The following is a 17,977-nucleotide window of genomic DNA, read 5'->3' as shown; positions in this document are numbered from 1 at the left end:
AAAGAAAGGATGGGATGAATCATGGGTCGTCAGTATGACAATCTGAGACTGGAAAAGGGCATGTATCGGGAGGCTGGGCACTCCTTTGCCCAGGTGCTGGAGCAGGAGGACCCCTCCGAGCAGTACAAGGGCACCGCGCTGGAGGGCCTGGACGCCTACCAGCGGCAGCTCAAGCGCTTCGACATCAAGGTGAAGGGACCGGCCAGCGACGTGGTGGAGAAATTTTTTGCCACCTCCCAGTCGGCGGTGCTCTTCCCCGAGTACATCGCCCGCTCGGTACGGCAAGGCATGGAGGAGAGCAATCTCCTGCCCAGCATCACCGCGGCGGTCACCCGGTTTGATGGGATGGACTACCGCTCCATCGCCTCGGTCCCCCAGGAGAAGGACAAGGAGCTGCGCCATGTGGCCGAGGGCGCCGAGATTCCCCAGACCGAGGTGCGCACCCAGGAGAATCTGGTGCGCCTGCACAAGCGGGGCAGAATGCTGGTGGCCTCCTATGAGGCGGTGCGCTATCAGAAGCTGGACCTGTTTTCCGTGACCCTGCGCCAGATCGGCGCCCACATCAACCGGATGCATCTGGAGGACGCCATTGACGTGCTCCTCCACGGGGATGGAAACGACAATCCCGCCCAGTCCTTCACCGTGGGCACTTCGCCCATCGGCGGCTCCAAGGGCACCCTGACCTACGAGGATCTGGTGGATTTCTGGGCCCAGTTCGACCCCTATGAGATGAACACCCTGCTGGTCTCCAGCGATGTGATGCTCAAAATGCTCAAGCTGGAGGAGTTCCAGAATCCCCTGACCGGCCTCAACTTCCAGGGCACCGGCAAGCTGGTCAGCCCTCTGGGCGCCAACCTGCTGCGCACCTCCGCCCTGGGAAGCGGTCAGATCATCGGCCTGGATAAGAACTATGCCCTGGAGATGGTGCAGGGCAGCGATGTAATGGTGGAATACGACAAGCTCATCGACCGCCAGCTGGAGCGGGCCGCCATCACCAGCATCAGCGGCTTTGCCAAGCTCTTTGCCGACGCGGCCAAGGTGCTGAACGTATAAGAATCCGGAGAAGAGGGGGAGAGACGGGATGGAAGAGGAGATCTACCAGCTGGCCCGACAGTTGGGCGAGGTGAGCGAGGGAGAGGAGGAGGCCCTGCGCACCCTGTGTGCCGGGGCAGAGGAGGAACTGCGGCTGCGGCTGCGCTCCGGCTGTACCCCCGAGAGCTGCGGAAAATGCTTCCCGCTGGCGGCGGCATGGCTGGCGCTGGCGGGATTGGAGGGCCTGCGGGGCGGAGTGACCGACTTTTCCGCGGGAGATATGCGCATTTCCGCCCGAAGCGGCGAGGGGAGCGCCTGGTACTATGCCCAGGCCCAGCGCACCCTGAGCCCCTATCTGGAGGATGACGGGTTCTGTTTTCGAGGGGTGAGAGGATGAGAAGGAATGTTCTGCCGGGCCTCCTGCGGCGGTACGGACGACAGGTCGTCCTGGAGGACGGACGCACCGGCATGGCCTTTGTGCAGCCCATCCTGGAGCGCAGTGAGCGTTCCGACCAGGTCCTGCCCACCCCGCTGGGGCGCAGGCGGGCCGACCGCTTCCTCTACTTGGGGGCGGCCGAGCTCCCCCTGCGCTGGGGAGACCGCCTGCGGTGCGGAGAGGAGTACTACCGGGTCTGTTCTGCCCAGGCCATCTATGTGGGCGGAGCGGTCTCCCACTGGTGGGGGATGCTCCGGCCGGAGGAGTGAAGCAATGACAGCACTGGATACCATCCGGGAGACCATGGCCCGGTATCTGAATGAAAACGGCGTGGCCGCCATCACCGCCTGGCCCGAGGAGAACCGGGCACGCCCCCAGGGGGCGGTGGCGGCGGTCTCCCTCCGGGCATGCGAGGGAGAAAACGCGGGGTTTCAGAATTACCTGGGGGAGCGCTACAACCAGGAGAGCGGCCGTTGGGAGGAACTCTACGGACGGCGGGTCACCCTGACCTTCGGGCTGGACCTCTACGCCGGGACTGGCGGGACAGAGGGCGAGAAGCAGGTACGCGCTGCCTTTGACCGCATGGCCGAGGCCCTCCACCGGGGAGGACCGGACGGATTGAAGATCAAGAGTCTCTCCTGTGGAGAGACCGACTATGACAGGACGGCGGACCGCTACCGCTGCCCGGCGGAGGCGGTGTGTGAGGCCTTCCTCTATGCCGTGGCCGACGAGGGCGGGACCTTCCTGGAATTTGAGGTGAAAGGAGCGGCACAGTTTTGAACCAGATCACAAGCCATGAGCGCCCGGGAGTCTACTCCTCCTACGAGGCGTCCACACTGGTCAGCGCCAGCCGGAGAGGCGGCGTGGTAGGCATCGCGGCCAAGAGCGGCAGCGAGCACAAAAATACCCTCTACCGGCTCAGCCGGTATGAGGAGGCGGTGAGTACCTTTGGGGAGGGGGATACCCTGACAGGACTCATCCGCCTGCTCTTTCAGAACGGCGCGTCGGCAGTCTATGCCGTGGTGGCGGGAGAGGAGGGCTATGACACCGCCTTCTCCCTGCTGGAACAGGCCGAGGGACTGACCGCCGTGGTGTGCGACAGCACCGAGCTGAGCGTGCAGCAGGCCCTGCGGCAGAGTGTGCTGGAGGCCTCGGCCGCCCGGCGGGAGCGCATTGCCGTCGTCAGCGGCGGAGCGGAGGGCGTCAGTGAGCTCACCGAGCGGGCCCAAGCCCTCAACTGCGAACGGGTCGTACTGGTGGCCCCCGCGCTCTCCGAAGGAGAGGGCGCGGAGCTGGCCGCCGCCGTGGCAGGGGCCATTGCGGGGGAGACCGATCCCGCCGTGCCCCTGGGCGGCGCGGAGCTGACCGGAGTGGGCGGCCTGAGCGCCGCATATGGAGACAGTGAGATCGATCTGCTGGTCCGGGGCGGCGTGACCCCGGTGGAGGAGGTGGGGGGCATATGCTCCGTGGTACGCGGGGTCACCACCCGGACCACCACCGGAGAGGCCCCCGACAATACCTGGCGGGAGCTGACCACCATCCGGATTGTGGACGATGTGATCCCCGCCGTGCGCAACGCCCTGCGCGCTAAGTTCCGACGGGCCAAAAACACGGAGCAGAGCCGGGGGGCCATCCGCTCCCAGGTGGTGCTGGAACTGGAAAACAAGCGCAGCCGGGAGATTATCACCGACTACGGCGAGGTGCTGGCCCGGGCGGATGAGGAGAATCCCAACGTGTGTGTGGTGGAGTTCTCCTTTACCGTGGCCCACGGCCTCAACCAGATCTGGCTGAGCGCCCATATCACGGTGTAAGAGAGGAGGAAGGGCGATGAATGTAGCGGGATTTCCCACCAGCAGCGACATCTATCTGGAGGTGGACGGCAAAAAGGTGGCGGTGGTGCAGAGCTACGCCGCCAAGAGCAGCAAGACCAGCAAGAATGTGGAGGCCTTCGGTGAGGATCAGCCGGTGGCCGCCATCCCGGGCCAGCGCACCCATGTGATCGAGCTGACCCGGCTCTATGCCACCGACGAGGCCATCCGGGACGGCATCGATTTCCATTCCCTGGAGGATTTCAGCCTGGTCATCTGCAAGCCGGACCGGAAGATCCTCTATTCCGGCTGCCAGTGGAGCAGCATCCAGGAGAGCGGCGCGCTGGGCGCTATGGTGGTGGAGAAGATCACGGTGGTGGCCGCCAAGCGCATCGAGACTACCGTATGAGCGGGCTGTGGCAGATCCTGAGCGCCGGCGCCCGGCGGCTGGAGGCGGGGGAGGGGTATACCCTGCGCCTCCTCTCCGCCCGGGAGACCCTGGAGGCGGGGCGGGAGAGTGAAGAGCTGGCGCGCAATGGCCGGGAGAAGGCCCTTTGCGCCAACGCCTGCCTCCTGGCCCGGGCGCTGGAGAAGGACGGCGTTCCGGTTTTTCCAGACGGGGGCGCGGTGTTGGAGGGGTTGAGTGCCCGGCGCATCGGAGACCTGGCCCGCCGATGGGCCGAATTTGACCGGGCGGAAAATCCCTCCATCCGGGAGGAAGAGAGGGCCGCTGCCCTAAAAAAAGCCTGGAGCACACGCCGGAAGAACGGCTGCGCTGGCGTGTGCTCAAGACCTTCGGCGTGCTGCCCTGCGAGGAGCGGGCCGCAGCCATGCTGGAACGGGATTACCTCTGGTGCGCCCTCCACCTGATGCTGGACGACGAGGAGGAGCTGGCCCGGCTCTGTCCCACCTGCCGCAGCCAGGCCCAGGAGGGCCGCTGTCCCGTGTGCGGGGAGCCCACGGGCCTCTGGGAGGAGAGCCACAATGTGGCCTTTGATCCTGAGCGCTTTGCGGCGTTGAGCCGGGGGGTGAGGCCATGATCGACTATCTGGCGATGCTCCTGGAGGAACAGGTCTGGGAGGACGAGGAGGAGACCGCTTCCCTGGAACTTCCACCGGAGGGCGGCACGGTGTGGAAAAAAGGAAGGGCAGAGCGCGCTCCAGAGAGGGAAACGGTTGAACTGGAAGCGCCGGACTCCTTTCCGGCGTGGCTGGAGACAGAGAGAGCGGCGGTACAGCGGGAACCTATCTGGGAGGAAAAAGAGGAGCCCTCTGCCCAGGCGGAGGAAGCCCTTCCGGAGGGGGGAGCCTCCGGGGAGGAGAGCGTCCTGGAAGTGCTCCGGAGTGGAAGCACATCCCCATTTCCCCGTTGGGCTTCCCCCCGATACAGTTCAGGGACTGCTCACCGGGAGAGCGGGATCTATCCTCAGCTGAAGATGGGACAGGCGGCGGTGGCCTATGCCCGTCAGCGGGGAAGTGCAGGGGGGCTGCTGCTGAGCCGGACCGAGCCGGAGGAGGGGGCCGCCCCCCTCCCGGTGGGAGAGCTGGACCGGCTGGTGGAGCGGGACGCCCGGCGCTATGACGGGGCCCGTCCACTCTACTGAGCGGAGAGAAGGAGGATGGAGCATGCTGAGCGCCATGCGCTACAAAGAATTTACCTGGCCCCACAATCCCAGGACCTATACGATTGAATACCAGCGGAGTATGGCGGTGAACAAAGTGCCCTTCGGACGCTATCACCTCCAGGATCTGGGACCCACCCGGCGGGTGATGCGGGGAGAGGGGGAGTTCGTGGGGGAGGACGCCTATGCCCAGTTCCAAAAGCTGGCCTCTGTCTTTTACCGGGAGGGGCCGGGACTGCTGGTCCACCCGGTGTGGCAGTGTGCAAAGGCCTATTTTGTGGAGCTGTCTCTTCGGCAGGAGCCCCGCAGAGACTATGTGAGCTATACCTTTACCTTCTGGGAGACCTTTGAGGAGGAGAACAACGGCATCACCATGGCCGGGACGGGGAGTGCCTCTTCGAGCGGTCCGGGGAGCACCAATACCGGAACGGGGGAGACCTGGCACACGGTAGAGCGGGGCGAGAGCCTGTGGAGCATCGCCCAGGCCTACGGGATATCCCTCACGGACCTCATTACACGCAATCCCCAGATCAAAAACCCCAATTATATCCGGGTGGGAGAGAAGGTGCGGATTTCCTGATGGAGTGTTGGATCGAGACCTGGGACGGCCGGAAGGAGAGGCTGCCCCAGGCGCTGGAGTGGACCTTTTCTTACGGTGTGGGGACCCCCTGCGACAGCTTTACCCTCCAGTGCGCCTGGGGGGAGAGCCGCAGCGCGCTCTGGGGAGAGGGGGTCACCTTTTGGGCCGAGGAGGGAGGAGAACGACTTTTTACCGGGCGGCTGGACGAGGTGGAGACCAGCTGGGACGCCCGGGGCGGCCTCCTCACCCTCTGTGGACGGGGGATGGCGGCGCTGCTGCTGGACAATGAGACAGTGGGGGCCCAGTATCAGGCCGCCGTCTGGGAGGATATCCGGCGGGGGTATGTGGAGCCTTACGGCATCCGCTGCACCGGAGGAGAGAGCCTGCGGGCGGTGGAAGGATTCACGGTGGAAAATGGCGCCAGCGCCTGGACGGCGGTGGAGACCTTTGTCCATCGCTGCAACGGAGTGGAACCCTGGTTTGACCGGCAGGGGGTCCTCCACCTGGATGGATGGAGGAGCGGAACCGAGCGCACCCTGAGCGGGAAGATCCCCCTGATCTCCGCAGTTTGGCGGGAAAAGCGGTACGGGGTACTCTCCGAGGTGCTGGTGCGGGACCGGATGGGGACCGTGTCCCAGACGGTGCGGAACGAGTCCTTCGTGGCCCGGGGCGGGCGGTGCAGACAGGTCCTCACCCTGCCCGGAACGCGGGGCTATGAGGCCATGCGGTACAGCGGGTCCTATCAGATCGGAGAGTCTGCCCGGGAACAGGAGGTCCTCACCCTGCGTCTGGCCGGGACCGGGGCCGCCTGGGTGGGAGACCGCCTGAACCTGGATATGCTCCGCCCGCGGCTGACCGGGTGCTGGCGGGTACGCGCCTGTGAGACCGGTGTGGGCCGGGAGGGCGGCTTTACTGAGCTGAAGCTGATACGAGAGGAGTGATATGATGTGGCTGTCCCAGAAAAGGCCGGAACGGTGGGAGAGTCCCGCCCAGGTGGGTGTGGTCACCCTGGAGGGGGACCCGGCCGCCGTCTATCAGAGCAGTGAGCGGCGGGACCTGCCCGTCTTTGCCCCGGGCGGCTACTGCTGGCGGCCCGCCCTGGGCGCAGAGGTCCTGGTCCTCAAGACCGGCGCCCAGGGGGAGGGGGCCTGTGTGGCAGGTACCAGAATAACGGCCAATGTAGCGCCCGGAGAGGTGCGGATCCAGAGTGAGGGCGGCGCCTCCATCACCCTGGGAGCGGACGGCACCATCCGGCTGGAGGGTGACGTACTGGTCAACGGCGTCCCCCTGCCGGGGACGGGAGGGGGAGAGATATGGAGCTGATGATGCAGAACGGGGACTATGTATCCGACGGACGGGGCGGCGTAAAGCGGAGCGAGGGGGGCGAGGAGATCCTCCAGCGGGTCCTCTTCCAGCTCAGTGCCCGGCGGGGAGCCTTTCCCCTGCTGCCCCAGGTGGGGAGCGAGCTGTGGCGGCTTCCCCGGGCAAAAGAACAGCAGCGGGCGGCTCTGGCGGCGCAGTATGTGTCCCAGGCACTGGCCGGAGAGCGGGATCTGGAGATCGATGAGTGCGTACTGGAGGAGCGGGAGGGAACGCCCTGGCTCACCGTGCGCCTGACTTGGCAAGGGACGCCCCTGGAGGCGGAACTCGCGCTATGAGAGGGGAGAGGACATGAAAGAGATGGAGGAACTCTACCGCGAGATGCTCGCGGAGTTCCAGAGATTGACCGGGACGGCCATGACCGGGGAGAGCGATCTGGCGGTGCGTCTGTATGCGGTGGCGGCCCAGGTCCACGCCTTGTATGTACAGAGCGACTGGGTGACCCGGCAGTGCTTCCCCCAGACGGCCACAGGCGAATGGCTGGATCAGCACGCCCAGCTGCGTGGGGTGGAGCGGCGGGAGGCGGCCGCCGCAGAGGGGATCATCCGCTTTTTCCTGGCGGCTGCCGCCGAGACCGGTGTGCTCATCCCAGCCGGGACGGTGTGTATGACGGCGGGATTGATCCGTTTTGAGACGCTGGAGGACGCCACGGTCCCGGCAGGCTCCCTCCAGGTGGATGTGCCTGCCCGCGCGGTGGAGACCGGGAGCGGCGGCAATGTGGGTGCGGAGACGGTGACCATGATGGCCCTCCCGCCGGTGGGGGTGAGCCGGTGCAGCAATCCCCAGACCTTTACCGGGGGAAGCGCGGCCGAGACCGACGAGGAGCTCCGCGCCCGGGTGCTGGAGACCTTCCGGCGGATGCCAAATGGGGCCAACGCCGCCTTCTACGAGCAGGGGGCCATGTCCTTTGAGGAGGTGGCCGCCGCCGCCGTTCTTCCCCGGAGCCGGGGCGTGGGGACGGTGGACGTAGTGATTTCCACCCGGCAGGGACTGCCCGGAGAGGACCTGCTGGAAGAAGTGCGGGCCTATTTCCAGCTCCGGCGGGAGATCGCCGTGGATGTGCAGGTGAAGGCCCCGACGCCCAGAGAGGTGGCCGTGTCGGTCCAGGTGGCTCCCGCACAGGGCTATTCCATGGAGGAGGCCAAGGCGGGGGCCAAAGCGGCGGTGGAGAGCTGGTTTGACGGGACCCGGCTGGGCCAGAGCGTCCTGCGGGCTGAGCTGAGCGGACGGGTCTTCTCTGTCCCCGCCGTGGGCAACTGCACGGTGACAGCGCCCCAGGCCGACGTGGTCCTTCAGCCCCAGGAACTGCCGCGGCTGAGCGGCGTGACCGTGGAGGAGATGCCATGAGCTGTGCCCGCTATTTGAAAGAGATGCTGGCGCCCCTACGGGTCTACCGGCTGGAGGGGACCCTCAACGGCGCCGAGCTGGAGAGCATCGGCATGGCGCTGGACGGTCCTGCCGGGGCGCTGGAGGAGCTGGAACGGGAGATGCTCCTCACCACGGCGGAGAGCTGGGGACTGGACCAGATCGAGTCCCTTCTGCGCCGCCGCCCGGTGGCACAGACCTCCCAGGACCGGCGAGAGGCCCTGGCTGCCCTGCTGCGGATCGGCGGGGACAGCTTCACCCTGGCGGCCATCAACGACAACCTCCGGGGATGCGGCGTCAACGCGGTGGTCAGCGAGACAGATACCCCCGGGACCGTGGAGGTCCGCTTTCCCGATGTGCCGGGCATTCCGGATGGATTTGACGAGATCCGGGAGATTTTAGAGGACATCCTGCCCTGCCATCTGCTCATCCGATATGTGTACTGGTATATTACCTGGAAGATGTTGGAGGAACGGTTTTCCTGCTGGGGGGAGATCGAGGCAATGGGACTGAGCTGGGGAGAGCTGGAGAAACTGGTGAAGGAGGAGATCTGAGTGCGCGCAGAACAAGAGGGGCGGCATGTGATCCGCTATACCAAGGAAAAGAGCGACCGGGTGCAGGAGGCCATAGAGCGTCTGGCCCGCATCCGGGCTGCACAGCTGGATGACGGCATCGCCAGTACGGTAGCTGATCTGTTCGACGAGTGGAGCCCGGGGATGTACTACGCCAGAGGGGTGCGCATTGCCGACGGGGAGGGAAATCTCTACCGGGTGGAGCAGGACCACACCTCCCAGGCCGACTGGCCGATTTCCTCCACGCCCAGCCTCTACACCCCTCTGGGGGTGACCGAGGAGAACCCGGAGGCCATCCCCCTGTGGCGGCAGCCTCTGGGGGCCCACGATGCCTACCCCAAGGGGGCAAAGGTGGAGTATGAGGGCGCGGTCTATGTCTCTCTGGTGGACGGAAATGTGTGGCCGCCCGATACCCCGGGCATGTGGCAGGCGGACTCCACGCAGCGTTGATTGCGCCCGGGAGCGGCATAGGGTATACTGAGAGGGACGAGGAGGCGAGCAGCACATGGACTGTGAAAAGATCGGCGCCCTGATCCGGGCGGCCCGGCGGGAGCGGGGCATGACCCAGAGAGAGCTGGGGGAGGCCCTGCACATCAGCGACCGGACGGTGAGCAAGTGGGAGTGTGCCCAGGGGTGTCCCGATGTGTCCCTGCTGCCCGCCCTGTCGGCCCGGCTTGGAGTGGACCTGGAGCGGATGCTCTCGGGAGATCTGGAGCCCAGCCGGGAGAAGGGAGACAGTATGAAGCGAATTCGTTTTTTTGTCTGCCCCCACTGCGGCAATGTGGTGACAGCCACCGGGGAGGCCTCGGTCTCCTGCTGCGGTCGGAGGCTGGAGGCCCTTACGCCCCAGCGAGCGGAGGGTGTCCACCGGCTTCAAGCGGAGGCGGTGGAGGATGAGTGGTTCCTCACAGCGGAACACCCCATGGAGAAGGGGCATTTTCTCTCCTTTGTGGCCTTTGTGACGGGGGAGCGGTGCCTGCTCATCCGCACCTATCCGGAGTGGGAGATGCAGGTGCGCATTCCGCGCAGAGGCCATGGAAAGCTGCTCCACTACTGCACGGAGCACGGACTGTTCTACCAGCTGCTATAACAAAAGCCCTGATCCCGGACGTGAATATGTCCGGGATCAGGGCTTTTTACCATAAAAGCGATCAATCCTCGTTGGAGTAGGTGCAGAGAAGGGTACCGGCGGCATCGTAGGCCCGGCAGGTATAGGAGAGAGAACCGCTGTCCGGCATGGAGACATCGGTCTGGAGGAGCCAGATCCCGCTGTCCGGGGCGGTCTCGGTGAGGGAGAGGGTGGTGAGATGGTCCCCGTTTTGAGCTCCGCCCCGCCAGCCCACGGTGGCTTCTACCCGCTCCACCGCCGGGTCGGTGGTAAAAGCCAGGGCACAGATCTCGGAATACCAGGTCCAATCTGGCATGCCGTCCTTCCACCCCAGAGATTCGTTATACATGGAGTTTTCCAATATGGTCAGACAGAGCGGCTCGGAGAGGGGAAAGTTGGTATCCAGCCACGGAGTGGAGGTATCCCGCCAGAGCCCCAGGAAGTGCTGTAGTTTGAAAAGCCGGTATCCGTCCTCATACTGCCGGAGGACCCAGGTGAAGGAGCTGGGGGGATCGTCCGCCGGGAAGGCGTGTTCCATCCGGACACTGCCCCGGGCGACCGTAGTGCCCCGGGGAAGGATGGCCTGCTGTTCCAGACGGACCAGGGCCAGCTCCTGGGTGGGCATGGCAAAGCCGGTGCAGGCCCACAGGAAGAGCAGGGAGAAGACCAGAAACAGGAGGCTGGCCAGAAGGGGCCAGTAGGCCCGGAGCCAGAGAATCCGTCGTCTCATTTTGCACCCACCTCCTTATCCCAGGTCACGGTGAACGTGACTTGCTCGCCGTTCCAGGCCCGGAGGGACAGGGGGGCGGTGGGGGATGCGTCCTCCTCCAGGGAAAAGATCAGCTCCCCGCCGGTGGTCAGCAGCCGGGACCACTGGGGAGAAAAGCGGACGTTCAGCCGATAAGAGGAAGGCGAGAGCTCGGTGGCGTTGGCATACTCCAGCCCGTCGCCGGGGTGTTCCAGCCAGAACTGGGGGTGGGAGATGGTGACCGGGATATGGACCTCCCGCCGGGCATCCTCGTAGTCCGGCAGGACCAGAGAGGCGCTTCCCTCCGCGCGGATAGTGTAGACCCCCAGCCGCCCGGTGCCTCGGGCTGTGCCAGTGGAGAGGACAGGCTCCTCCGGCGGAGAGGGGTAATCTCCCGGAAAGAGAAACCGCTCCTCCAGTGGAAAGCCGTGGGAGAGGAGAAACGCGCCCAAGAGAAGAAAGAGAAGGGCCAGGGCGGTGAAGAGGATGGGGAGACGGCGGGGACAGTAGGGATAGAGCCGGTCCAGTGCGGCGCCCAGGGCGTAGGGGTCCCCCATGGCCTGCACGGCCCGTTCCCGGGCCACGTCGGGCGGGACGCCCCGGTCTTCCAGTGCGGCGGCATGGTCCTCCAGATGGGCGGTGAGCTCCTCGGTCACGGCGGCGCGGCCGTCCTTGGAACGGATGAGACGGCACACCTGCTCACAGTAGCGGGAAAAGGGATTCAGCATAGGAGCACCCCCGTTATGCCGGGGAGAGGGAGCCCTCCCCCTCGGCCACGATGGCATCCACCAGATGGCGGAAGGTGCGCCACTCCTCCCGCTTCTCGCCCAAAAGGGTGAGACCGGTCCGTGTGATGTGGTAATACCGGCGCTTGCGGCCCGAGGGGGCCTCCTTCTCATAGGCGGTGACCGCCCCCTCCCGCTCCAGACCGTGGAGGATGGGGTAGAGGGTGCCCTCCCGCAGGGTAAAGGTGTGGTCACTCTTCTCCTCCAGGGCGGCGATCATCTCATAGCCGTACTTGTCCCCCGAGGCGAGGAGGGAGAGGACCAGCAGGGTGGTGCTGCCCGAGAGCAGATTTTTGTCGGGTTTCATGTGGGACCTCCTTTCTCTGGATACCTTTCTTATCTAGGTATATTTTACCTAGATAATCGAGGTATGTCAAGGCGCGGCGGAAATTTTGGAATTGTATTTTTGGGCCGGAAATGGTATGGTAAAAGGGAACTATGTGACCGGAAATGGAGTGTCAACGATGCTGGAGAAGATCGAAGCAGTTTTGAATGAAAAGGTGCGCCCCAAGCTGGCCGAGCACGGCGGGGACCTGAAGGTGCTCAAGTACGAGGGGGGCGTGGTTCACATCCAGCTCCTGGGCCAGTGTTCCAACTGCCCCTCGGCCTACCTGACCACCGAGAGCGTTATCCAGGCCGAGCTCATGGAGGCCCTGCCCGAGATCAAGCAGGTGGTGGTGGACCAGACGGTCAGCGACGAGCTGTGGGAGCAGGCCAAGTCCATCCTCCGGGGCGACCCCAAGTGGAAGCGCTGAGAGAAGCATACCGAAAAGCTGAGCCCCGGCGGAGGTCCGCCGGGGCTTTTTGCTGTCTCGGGAAGAAAATTTTTGGTTGGGGGCAATGAAAGGGAGCCGGAACTGCGTCTAATGGGTGAAAGGGGGGAAGGGCTGTGAAGGAAGCGGAATACATCCGGCGGGCTGAGGTACTCAAGGTGCGGCTCTACCGGACGGCCCGGCTCTATCTGGGTGGGGAGCATGCCGCTCTGGACGCGGTGGACGAGGCGGTCTACAAGGGCCTGCTGGCCTGTGGAAAGCTGCGGGAGCCGGCCTACTTCGACACCTGGCTCACCCGCATCCTCATCAACGTGTGCAACAGCGAGCTGCGCCGCCGCAAGCGGGAGCGGACCATGGAGGAACTGCCCGAGACGGCGGTGGAGGCCTTTGACGCCCTTCCGCTGCGGGAGGCGGTGGAGCGACTCCCCCGGGAGCTGCGGGCGGTCATCGTGCTGCGCTATTTCTCCGGGTATACCCTGGCGGAGACCGCCCGGGCGCTGGAGCTGCCGGCGGGAACGGTATCCACCCGGCAGCGGCGGGCCCTGGAGCTGCTGCGGCTGGAACTGAGCGAACAGGAGGTGTGAGCATGGATCGGAGACAGGAATATGAAGCGCTCCTCCGGGCGCTGGAGGAGACCCCGCCCGCGCTGGAGTACACGGTGCAGCGCTCACTCGCCCGCCGGCGCCGCCGGCGCTGGGGGATGAGGCTGGGGATCCCGGCGGCCAGTCTGGCAGGCGTGTTCACCGCCTTTGTGGTGTTGGTGAACACCTCCATGCCCTTTGCCATGGCGTGCAGCGGCGTGCCGGGGCTGCGGGAGCTGATGGCGGCTGTGGCCCTCTCGCCCAGCCTGAAAGCAGCGGTGGAGCACGACTACGCCCAGTATATCGGCCAGAGCCAGACCGACAATGGCATTACCCTGCGTCTGGAATACCTGATCCTGGACCAGGGGCAGATCAGCTTTTTCATGGAGGTGGAGGGGCCCTATGAGAGCTACCTGGTGAAGGCCAAATGTTTGGATGGAGCGGGGAAGGAACTCCAGGGGGGACTGGGGATCTCCAGCGTCAGTTTTGCGGGAGATACCCTGGCCAATGCGGTGAGCCTGGTGGCCGACGACTCCTTCCAGTTCCCGGAGGAGATGCGGATGGAGTGTCGGGTGGAAGGGCAGCGCCAGACCGACGGAATCGCTCCGGAGGCAGCGCCCGGGACGGGGAGTGCGGATGGGGAAGAGCCGGAGGCCACCTTCGTCTTTACCTTCCCGATGGACACCCAAAGCCTGAACGACTGCCGTTCCCTCCCTGTGGGGGACTGGGTGGAGGTGGACGGACAGCGCCTGCGCTTTGGCCTGGACAGCTATCCCACCCACGGCCGCCTGACGGTGGAGGAGCACCCGGACAACACCGCCCGTCTGGCCGGGATGGACTTCTATCTGGAGGATGAGACCGGGCGGCGGTACGAGGACAACCCGGCCGGTTCGGTGGGAGCCATCGGCAACCGCCGGATGTGTGACACCACCTATTTTTCCGATCCCGCTCATCTGACGCTCTATATCACCCGCCTGGAATGGCTGGACCAGGGCCGGGAGCGCGTGACGGTGGATCTGGAGACCGGAGCGGTGGAGGGCGTGCTGCCCGAAAGGGTGAGTGTATATGCCCGCCGGGTCGGCGCAAAGGGAGGCGAGGTGGCCTTCCTGGCCCCCAATCCCCCGGAGAGCAGCGAGACAAACATCGTCTTGTACCAGGTGGCCCAAGAGGTGCGCTGGAAGGACGTCAGCGGCGCAGAGCAGACCGCCTGGAGCCACAGCAGCAGGAGCGGAGGGGAGATCTGGCCCGGGACACCCTGCCCGGAGGGCTATTTTGCGGAGATCTGGAATCTGGAGGACTGCCCGGACACCGTGGAGATCGACCTGCACTTCTCCCGGCGCAATATGCTGGAGCAGCCCATCGCGGTCACGCTGCAATAGCGGAGCAGAACGACAAAAGGGGCATGGCCTTTCGGCCATGCCCCACTTTTATGGACAAATTGATTTACTTGAGCTTGATGGTCATGAGCAGCTCGCCTGCCTTGACGGAGGAGCCCTCCTGGATGAGGACCTGGTCCACGGTGCCGGCCTTGCGGGCCACCACGCTGGTCTCCATCTTCATGGCCTCGATAACGGCCACCACCTGGTTCTCCTCCACGGTGTCGCCGGGCTTGACGCTCACCTTGGAGACCATGCCGGGGATGGACGCGCCGATCTGGCTCTTGTCCTCGGGGTCGGCCATGGTGACCGGACGCACCTGGGAGACCGCATGCTTATCGGGCACGGCCACCTCGCGGCGCATACCGTTGAGCTCGAACTGCACGTTGCGGGTGCCGTCCTCGTTCAGGTCGCCCAGGCCCAGGTACTTGATGACCAGGGTCTTGCCGTCCTCGATGTTGATCTTGTTGGTCTCGCCCAGGGCCAGACCGTTGAAGAACACATGGCTGCCCATGCGCATGATGTAGCCGTACTCCTTCCGGTGGCGGCAGAACTCCTCCACCACCTTGGGATACAGGCACCAGGAGATGACGGTGCGCTCGGAGGCCTCGGGGTAGAACTTCTGGACCTCTTCCCGGGCCTTGTCGAAGTCGATGGGCTCCAGCAGCTCGCCGGGGCGGCAGGTGATGGGCTCCTCGCCCTTGAGGACCACCTTCTGGAGATCCTCCGGGAAGCCCCAGGCGGGCTGGCCCATCATGCCCTTGAAGTAGGACACCACCGAGTCGGGGAAGGTGAGGGCCTCGCCCCGCTCCACGACGTTCTCGGGAGTGAGCTGGTTCTGCACCATGAAGATGGCCAGGTCGCCCACCATCTTGGAGGAGGGGGTCACCTTCACGATGTCGCCCAGCATGTGGTTGACCTTCACATACATCTCCTTGACGTCCTCGAACTGATGGCCCAGGCCCAGGCTCTCCACCTGGCTCTTGAGGTTGGTGTACTGGCCGCCAGGCATCTCGTAGCGGTAGATGTCGGTGGAGGGGTTCTTGATCCCGGCCTCAAAGTTCTCATAGCGCAGGCGCACGTCGGCCCAGTAGTCGGAGAGCTTCTGGAGCTTTTCGGGATCGAGACCGGTATCCCGCTCCTGACCCTGGAGGGCGGAGACCACCGCGTTCATGGAGGGCTGGCTGGTCATGGAGGACATGGAGTCGATGGCGCAGTCCACGATGTCCACGCCGGCCTCGGCGGCCATCAGGTAGGCGGCCACCTGGTTGCCCGAGGTGTCGTGGGTGTGCAGGTGGATGGGCAGGCCCACCTCATTCTTGAGGGTGGTGACCAGCTTCTTGGCGGCGTAGGGCTTCAGGAGGCCGGACATATCCTTGATGCAAAGCATGTGGGCGCCCCGGCGCTCCAGCTCCTTGGCCATCTTCACATAGTAATCCAGGGTGTATTTGTCCCGCTTGGGATCCAGGATGTCGCCGGTGTAGCAGAGGGTGGCCTCGCAGAGCTTGCCCTGCTTGAGGACCTCGTCCATGGCCACCTCCATACCGGGGATCCAGTTCAGGGAGTCAAAGACGCGGAACACGTCGATGCCGGTGCGGGCGGCCTCCCGGACGAAGGCCCGGATGAGGTTATCGGGATAGTTGGTATAGCCCACGGCGTTGGCGCCGCGCAGAAGCATCTGGAAGGGGATGTTGGGGATCTTCTCCCGCAGCATCTCCAGCCGCTCCCAGGGGGACTCATGGAGGAAGCGGTAGGCCACATCGAAGGTGGCGCCGCCCCACATCTCCAGGGAGAAGCAGTCGTTCAGGATCTCGGCGGTACCCTCGGCCCCCTTGAGCATATCCCGGGTGCGCACCCGGGTGGAGAGGAGGGACTGGTGGGCGTCGCGCATGGTGGTGTCGGTGATGAGGAGCTTCTTCTGATCCAGCACCCAGTCCCGCACGGCCTCGGGGCCCTTTGCGTCCAGAAGCTGCTTGAGGCCGGTGCACTTGGGCGGGGTGTGCTCGAAGGGCGGGAAGCGGGGGATGTCCCGCTGGACCCGCTCGGCGGAGGGGTTATCCACCTGGATCTGGGCGATGTACTTGAGCACCTTGGTGGCACGGTCCCGGCTGTTCTCAAACTCGAAGAGCTCGGGAGTCTCGTCGATGAACTTGGTGTGGCACTTGCCAGCCCGGAAGGTGGGGTGGTTCAGAATGTTGGTGACGAAGGGAATGTTGGTCTTGACGCCGCGGACATGCTCCTCGCTGATGGCGCGCAGGGCCTTGCGGCAGACCGCCTCAAAGGTGGAGTCCCAGGAGGTCACTTTGACCAGCAGGGAGTCATAGTAGGGGGAGATCACCGCGCCAGTGTAGGCGTTGCCGCCGTCCAGACGCACACCGAAGCCGCCGCCGGAGCGGTAGGAGGTGATCTTGCCGGTGTCGGGGGCAAAGTTGTTGGCCGGGTCCTCGGTGGTGACGCGGCACTGGATGGCGTAGCCGTTCATCTTCAGATCGCTCTGGCTGGCCATGCCGATCTCGGGGGTGGAGAGGGGCTTGCCCTCGGCGATGAGGATCTGGGCCCGGACCAGGTCGATGCCGGTGACCATCTCGGTGACCGTGTGCTCCACCTGGATGCGGGGGTTCATCTCGATGAAGTAGTGGTTGCCGTCCTTGTCCACCAGGAACTCCACCGTGCCGGCCGAGACATAGCCCACGTGCTTGGCCACCTTGACGGCGTCCTCATAGAGGGCCTGACGGGTCTTTTCGGGCACCGACCAGGCGGGGGCGAACTCCACCACCTTCTGGTAGCGGCGCTGGAGGGAACAGTCGCGCTCGCCCAGGTGGACCACATTGCCGTACTGGTCGCCCAGGATCTGCACCTCGATGTGCTTGGGCTCCACCAGATATTTCTCAATGAAGATGTCCTCGTTGCCGAAGGCCTTCTTGGCCTCGCTCTTGACCAGCTCGAAGGCGGGCTTGACTTCCTCGGGGCTGTCGCAGCGGCGCATGCCGCGGCCGCCGCCGCCGCCGGCCGCCTTGAGGATGATGGGGAAGCCGTAGGAGATGGCCTTCTCCAGCGCCTCGTCCCCGTCCTTCAGGGGCTGGGTGGAGCCGGGGATGGTGGGGACGTTGCAGGCGTGGGCGATGGCCTTGGCGGTGAGCTTGTCGCCCATCTGGCCCAGGATCTTGGAGGAGGGGCCGATGAAGGCGATCCCCGCCTCCTCACAGGCCCGGGCAAAGTCGGCGTTCTCGCTCAGGAAGCCGTAGCCGGGGTGGATGGCATCCACATTGCGCCGCTTGGCCAGGTCGATGATCGCGGGGATGTCCAGGTAAGCGCCCAGGGGGCTCTTGTTCTCCCCGATGAGATAGGCCTCGTCCGCACGGGTGCGGAAAAGGCTGTATGTATCCTCATTGGAATAGATGGCCACCGTGTGAAGTCCCAGGTCGTAGCAGGCGCGGAAGACGCGGATGGCGATCTCGCCGCGGTTTGCCACCAGGACTTTTCCGAAGGAGTGTTCTGCCATGGGGAATACCGTCCTTTCTTGCATTAATATGAAGGAATTCCTGCAATACCTTGCTGTGCATTCTTGGAACGCTTCGGTGAATTTGCCTTTATTTCCTTCAAAACAGCCATTTGTTTTACGAATATTATAAGTCTAGACTCTTGGTTTTGCAATCCTTTTATGTCAAAATTGCATTTTTGGCAGAAGAGACAGGATTCCGTGCCCGAAGGAAGAAACCCTTGGGAAAAACCACCAGAGTCTTCCGGCGGCGGGGACGGCCTTGCCGCTGTCCAATGATTTGTGGTAAACTAAAAGATATTGCCCGGGGAGA

General features: G+C 64.6%; 25 protein-coding genes. 21 read left to right on the top strand and 4 right to left on the bottom strand.

Annotated features, from left to right (window positions below):
• The first annotated feature begins 21 nt into the window (after positions 1-21).
• From H8S34_RS07635 to H8S34_RS07555, 17 genes are read left to right on the top strand one after another with little or no spacing between them, the layout of a single operon-like run.
• Positions 22-1,053 carry a phage major capsid protein gene (locus H8S34_RS07635; protein ID WP_186963553.1) on the top strand — a complete coding sequence of 344 codons (1,032 nt, stop codon included), beginning with the start codon at positions 22-24 and terminating at the stop codon, positions 1,051-1,053.
• A gap of 28 nt (positions 1,054-1,081) precedes the next feature.
• A complete protein-coding gene (locus H8S34_RS07630; RefSeq protein ID WP_186963551.1) occupies positions 1,082-1,429 on the top strand; it encodes a hypothetical protein in 348 nt (115 codons plus the stop codon).
• Positions 1,426-1,737 carry a hypothetical protein gene (locus tag H8S34_RS07625; protein ID WP_101691612.1) on the top strand — a complete coding sequence of 104 codons (312 nt, stop codon included), beginning with the start codon at positions 1,426-1,428 and terminating at the stop codon, positions 1,735-1,737. The genes H8S34_RS07630 and H8S34_RS07625 overlap by 4 nt, the downstream gene beginning before the upstream one ends.
• Before the next feature lie 4 nt (positions 1,738-1,741).
• Positions 1,742-2,248, top strand: coding sequence for a hypothetical protein (locus tag H8S34_RS07620; protein WP_186963549.1), 507 nt, complete (start codon positions 1,742-1,744; stop codon positions 2,246-2,248).
• Entirely contained in the window at positions 2,245-3,279 is a 1,035-nt protein-coding gene (locus H8S34_RS07615; RefSeq protein WP_207724916.1) for a phage tail sheath C-terminal domain-containing protein, read from the top strand. The genes H8S34_RS07620 and H8S34_RS07615 overlap by 4 nt, the downstream gene beginning before the upstream one ends.
• A gap of 16 nt (positions 3,280-3,295) precedes the next feature.
• Positions 3,296-3,685 carry a hypothetical protein gene (locus H8S34_RS07610; protein WP_101691614.1) on the top strand — a complete coding sequence of 130 codons (390 nt, stop codon included), beginning with the start codon at positions 3,296-3,298 and terminating at the stop codon, positions 3,683-3,685.
• Complete coding sequence (locus H8S34_RS07605) at positions 3,682-4,146, top strand: hypothetical protein (RefSeq protein ID WP_243207944.1); 465 nt, start codon at positions 3,682-3,684, stop codon at positions 4,144-4,146. The genes H8S34_RS07610 and H8S34_RS07605 overlap by 4 nt, the downstream gene beginning before the upstream one ends.
• Positions 4,107-4,316: a molybdopterin oxidoreductase gene (locus tag H8S34_RS07600; protein ID WP_101691615.1), complete on the top strand. Its 210-nt coding sequence runs from the start codon at positions 4,107-4,109 to the stop codon at positions 4,314-4,316. The genes H8S34_RS07605 and H8S34_RS07600 overlap by 40 nt, the downstream gene beginning before the upstream one ends.
• The gene (locus tag H8S34_RS07595) at positions 4,313-4,879 is read left to right on the top strand and encodes a hypothetical protein (protein ID WP_186963547.1); all 567 of its coding nucleotides are present in this window, start codon (positions 4,313-4,315) and stop codon (positions 4,877-4,879) included. Before H8S34_RS07600 ends, H8S34_RS07595 begins: the two co-directional genes overlap by 4 nt.
• A gap of 34 nt (positions 4,880-4,913) precedes the next feature.
• Complete coding sequence (locus H8S34_RS07590; RefSeq protein WP_101692043.1) at positions 4,914-5,477, top strand: LysM peptidoglycan-binding domain-containing protein; 564 nt, start codon at positions 4,914-4,916, stop codon at positions 5,475-5,477.
• Positions 5,477-6,418, top strand: coding sequence for a hypothetical protein (locus tag H8S34_RS07585; protein WP_186963546.1), 942 nt, complete (start codon positions 5,477-5,479; stop codon positions 6,416-6,418). The genes H8S34_RS07590 and H8S34_RS07585 overlap by 1 nt, the downstream gene beginning before the upstream one ends.
• A gap of 1 nt (position 6,419) precedes the next feature.
• A complete protein-coding gene (locus H8S34_RS07580) occupies positions 6,420-6,800 on the top strand; it encodes a hypothetical protein (protein ID WP_243207942.1) in 381 nt (126 codons plus the stop codon).
• On the top strand, positions 6,791-7,135 hold the full coding sequence (locus H8S34_RS07575) for a hypothetical protein (protein ID WP_186963544.1): 345 nt from the start codon (positions 6,791-6,793) through the stop codon (positions 7,133-7,135). Before H8S34_RS07580 ends, H8S34_RS07575 begins: the two co-directional genes overlap by 10 nt.
• A 13-nt stretch (positions 7,136-7,148) precedes the next feature.
• Complete coding sequence (locus H8S34_RS07570; RefSeq protein WP_186963542.1) at positions 7,149-8,204, top strand: baseplate J/gp47 family protein; 1,056 nt, start codon at positions 7,149-7,151, stop codon at positions 8,202-8,204.
• Positions 8,201-8,776, top strand: a complete 576-nt coding sequence (locus H8S34_RS07565; protein WP_101691620.1) for a DUF2313 domain-containing protein — start codon at positions 8,201-8,203, stop codon at positions 8,774-8,776. The genes H8S34_RS07570 and H8S34_RS07565 overlap by 4 nt, the downstream gene beginning before the upstream one ends.
• Positions 8,777-9,244, top strand: a complete 468-nt coding sequence (locus H8S34_RS07560) for an alpha-amylase (RefSeq protein ID WP_186963540.1) — start codon at positions 8,777-8,779, stop codon at positions 9,242-9,244.
• Between the two features lie 55 nt (positions 9,245-9,299).
• Complete coding sequence (locus H8S34_RS07555) at positions 9,300-9,884, top strand: helix-turn-helix domain-containing protein (RefSeq protein WP_101691622.1); 585 nt, start codon at positions 9,300-9,302, stop codon at positions 9,882-9,884.
• 61 nt (positions 9,885-9,945) lie between these two features.
• On the opposite strand, the gene H8S34_RS07550 is transcribed toward H8S34_RS07555, so the two are convergent.
• Genes H8S34_RS07550 through H8S34_RS07540 form a run of 3 tightly spaced genes read right to left on the bottom strand, consistent with a single transcriptional unit; the run spans position 9,946 to position 11,742 of the window.
• Positions 9,946-10,632: a hypothetical protein gene (locus H8S34_RS07550; protein WP_101691623.1), complete on the bottom strand. Its 687-nt coding sequence runs from the start codon at positions 10,630-10,632 to the stop codon at positions 9,946-9,948.
• Complete coding sequence (locus tag H8S34_RS07545) at positions 10,629-11,378, bottom strand: permease prefix domain 1-containing protein (RefSeq protein WP_186963538.1); 750 nt, start codon at positions 11,376-11,378, stop codon at positions 10,629-10,631. The genes H8S34_RS07550 and H8S34_RS07545 overlap by 4 nt, the downstream gene beginning before the upstream one ends.
• Positions 11,379-11,391: 13 nt before the next feature.
• Entirely contained in the window at positions 11,392-11,742 is a 351-nt protein-coding gene (locus H8S34_RS07540; RefSeq protein ID WP_186963536.1) for a PadR family transcriptional regulator, read from the bottom strand.
• A gap of 157 nt (positions 11,743-11,899) precedes the next feature.
• Here H8S34_RS07540 and H8S34_RS07535 point away from each other — a divergent pair, with 157 nt between their 5' ends.
• From H8S34_RS07535 to H8S34_RS07525, 3 genes are all read left to right on the top strand, one after another.
• Positions 11,900-12,190: a NifU family protein gene (locus tag H8S34_RS07535; protein WP_101691626.1), complete on the top strand. Its 291-nt coding sequence runs from the start codon at positions 11,900-11,902 to the stop codon at positions 12,188-12,190.
• Between the two features lie 134 nt (positions 12,191-12,324).
• Positions 12,325-12,792 carry a sigma-70 family RNA polymerase sigma factor gene (locus H8S34_RS07530; protein ID WP_186963534.1) on the top strand — a complete coding sequence of 156 codons (468 nt, stop codon included), beginning with the start codon at positions 12,325-12,327 and terminating at the stop codon, positions 12,790-12,792.
• 2 nt (positions 12,793-12,794) lie between these two features.
• The gene (locus H8S34_RS07525; RefSeq protein ID WP_186963532.1) at positions 12,795-14,168 is read left to right on the top strand and encodes a DUF4179 domain-containing protein; all 1,374 of its coding nucleotides are present in this window, start codon (positions 12,795-12,797) and stop codon (positions 14,166-14,168) included.
• A 64-nt stretch (positions 14,169-14,232) separates the two neighbouring features.
• Here the strand turns inward: H8S34_RS07525 and H8S34_RS07520 are convergent, their stop codons facing one another.
• Positions 14,233-17,667, bottom strand: a complete 3,435-nt coding sequence (locus tag H8S34_RS07520; protein WP_186963530.1) for a pyruvate carboxylase — start codon at positions 17,665-17,667, stop codon at positions 14,233-14,235.
• Positions 17,668-17,730: 63 nt separating this feature from the next.
• Between H8S34_RS07520 and H8S34_RS15015 the strand changes: the two genes are divergently transcribed.
• Positions 17,731-17,943: a hypothetical protein gene (locus tag H8S34_RS15015; protein ID WP_207724915.1), complete on the top strand. Its 213-nt coding sequence runs from the start codon at positions 17,731-17,733 to the stop codon at positions 17,941-17,943.
• The last annotated feature ends 34 nt before the right edge of the window (positions 17,944-17,977 follow it).

It is taken from the genome of Pseudoflavonifractor hominis (assembly GCF_014288125.1).
In the GTDB taxonomy this organism is placed as follows: Bacteria; Bacillota; Clostridia; order Oscillospirales; family Oscillospiraceae; genus Pseudoflavonifractor_A; species Pseudoflavonifractor_A gallinarum.
The sequence above is the reverse complement of the archived record's forward strand: the minus strand, read 5'-3'. Positions and strand labels throughout refer to the sequence as shown.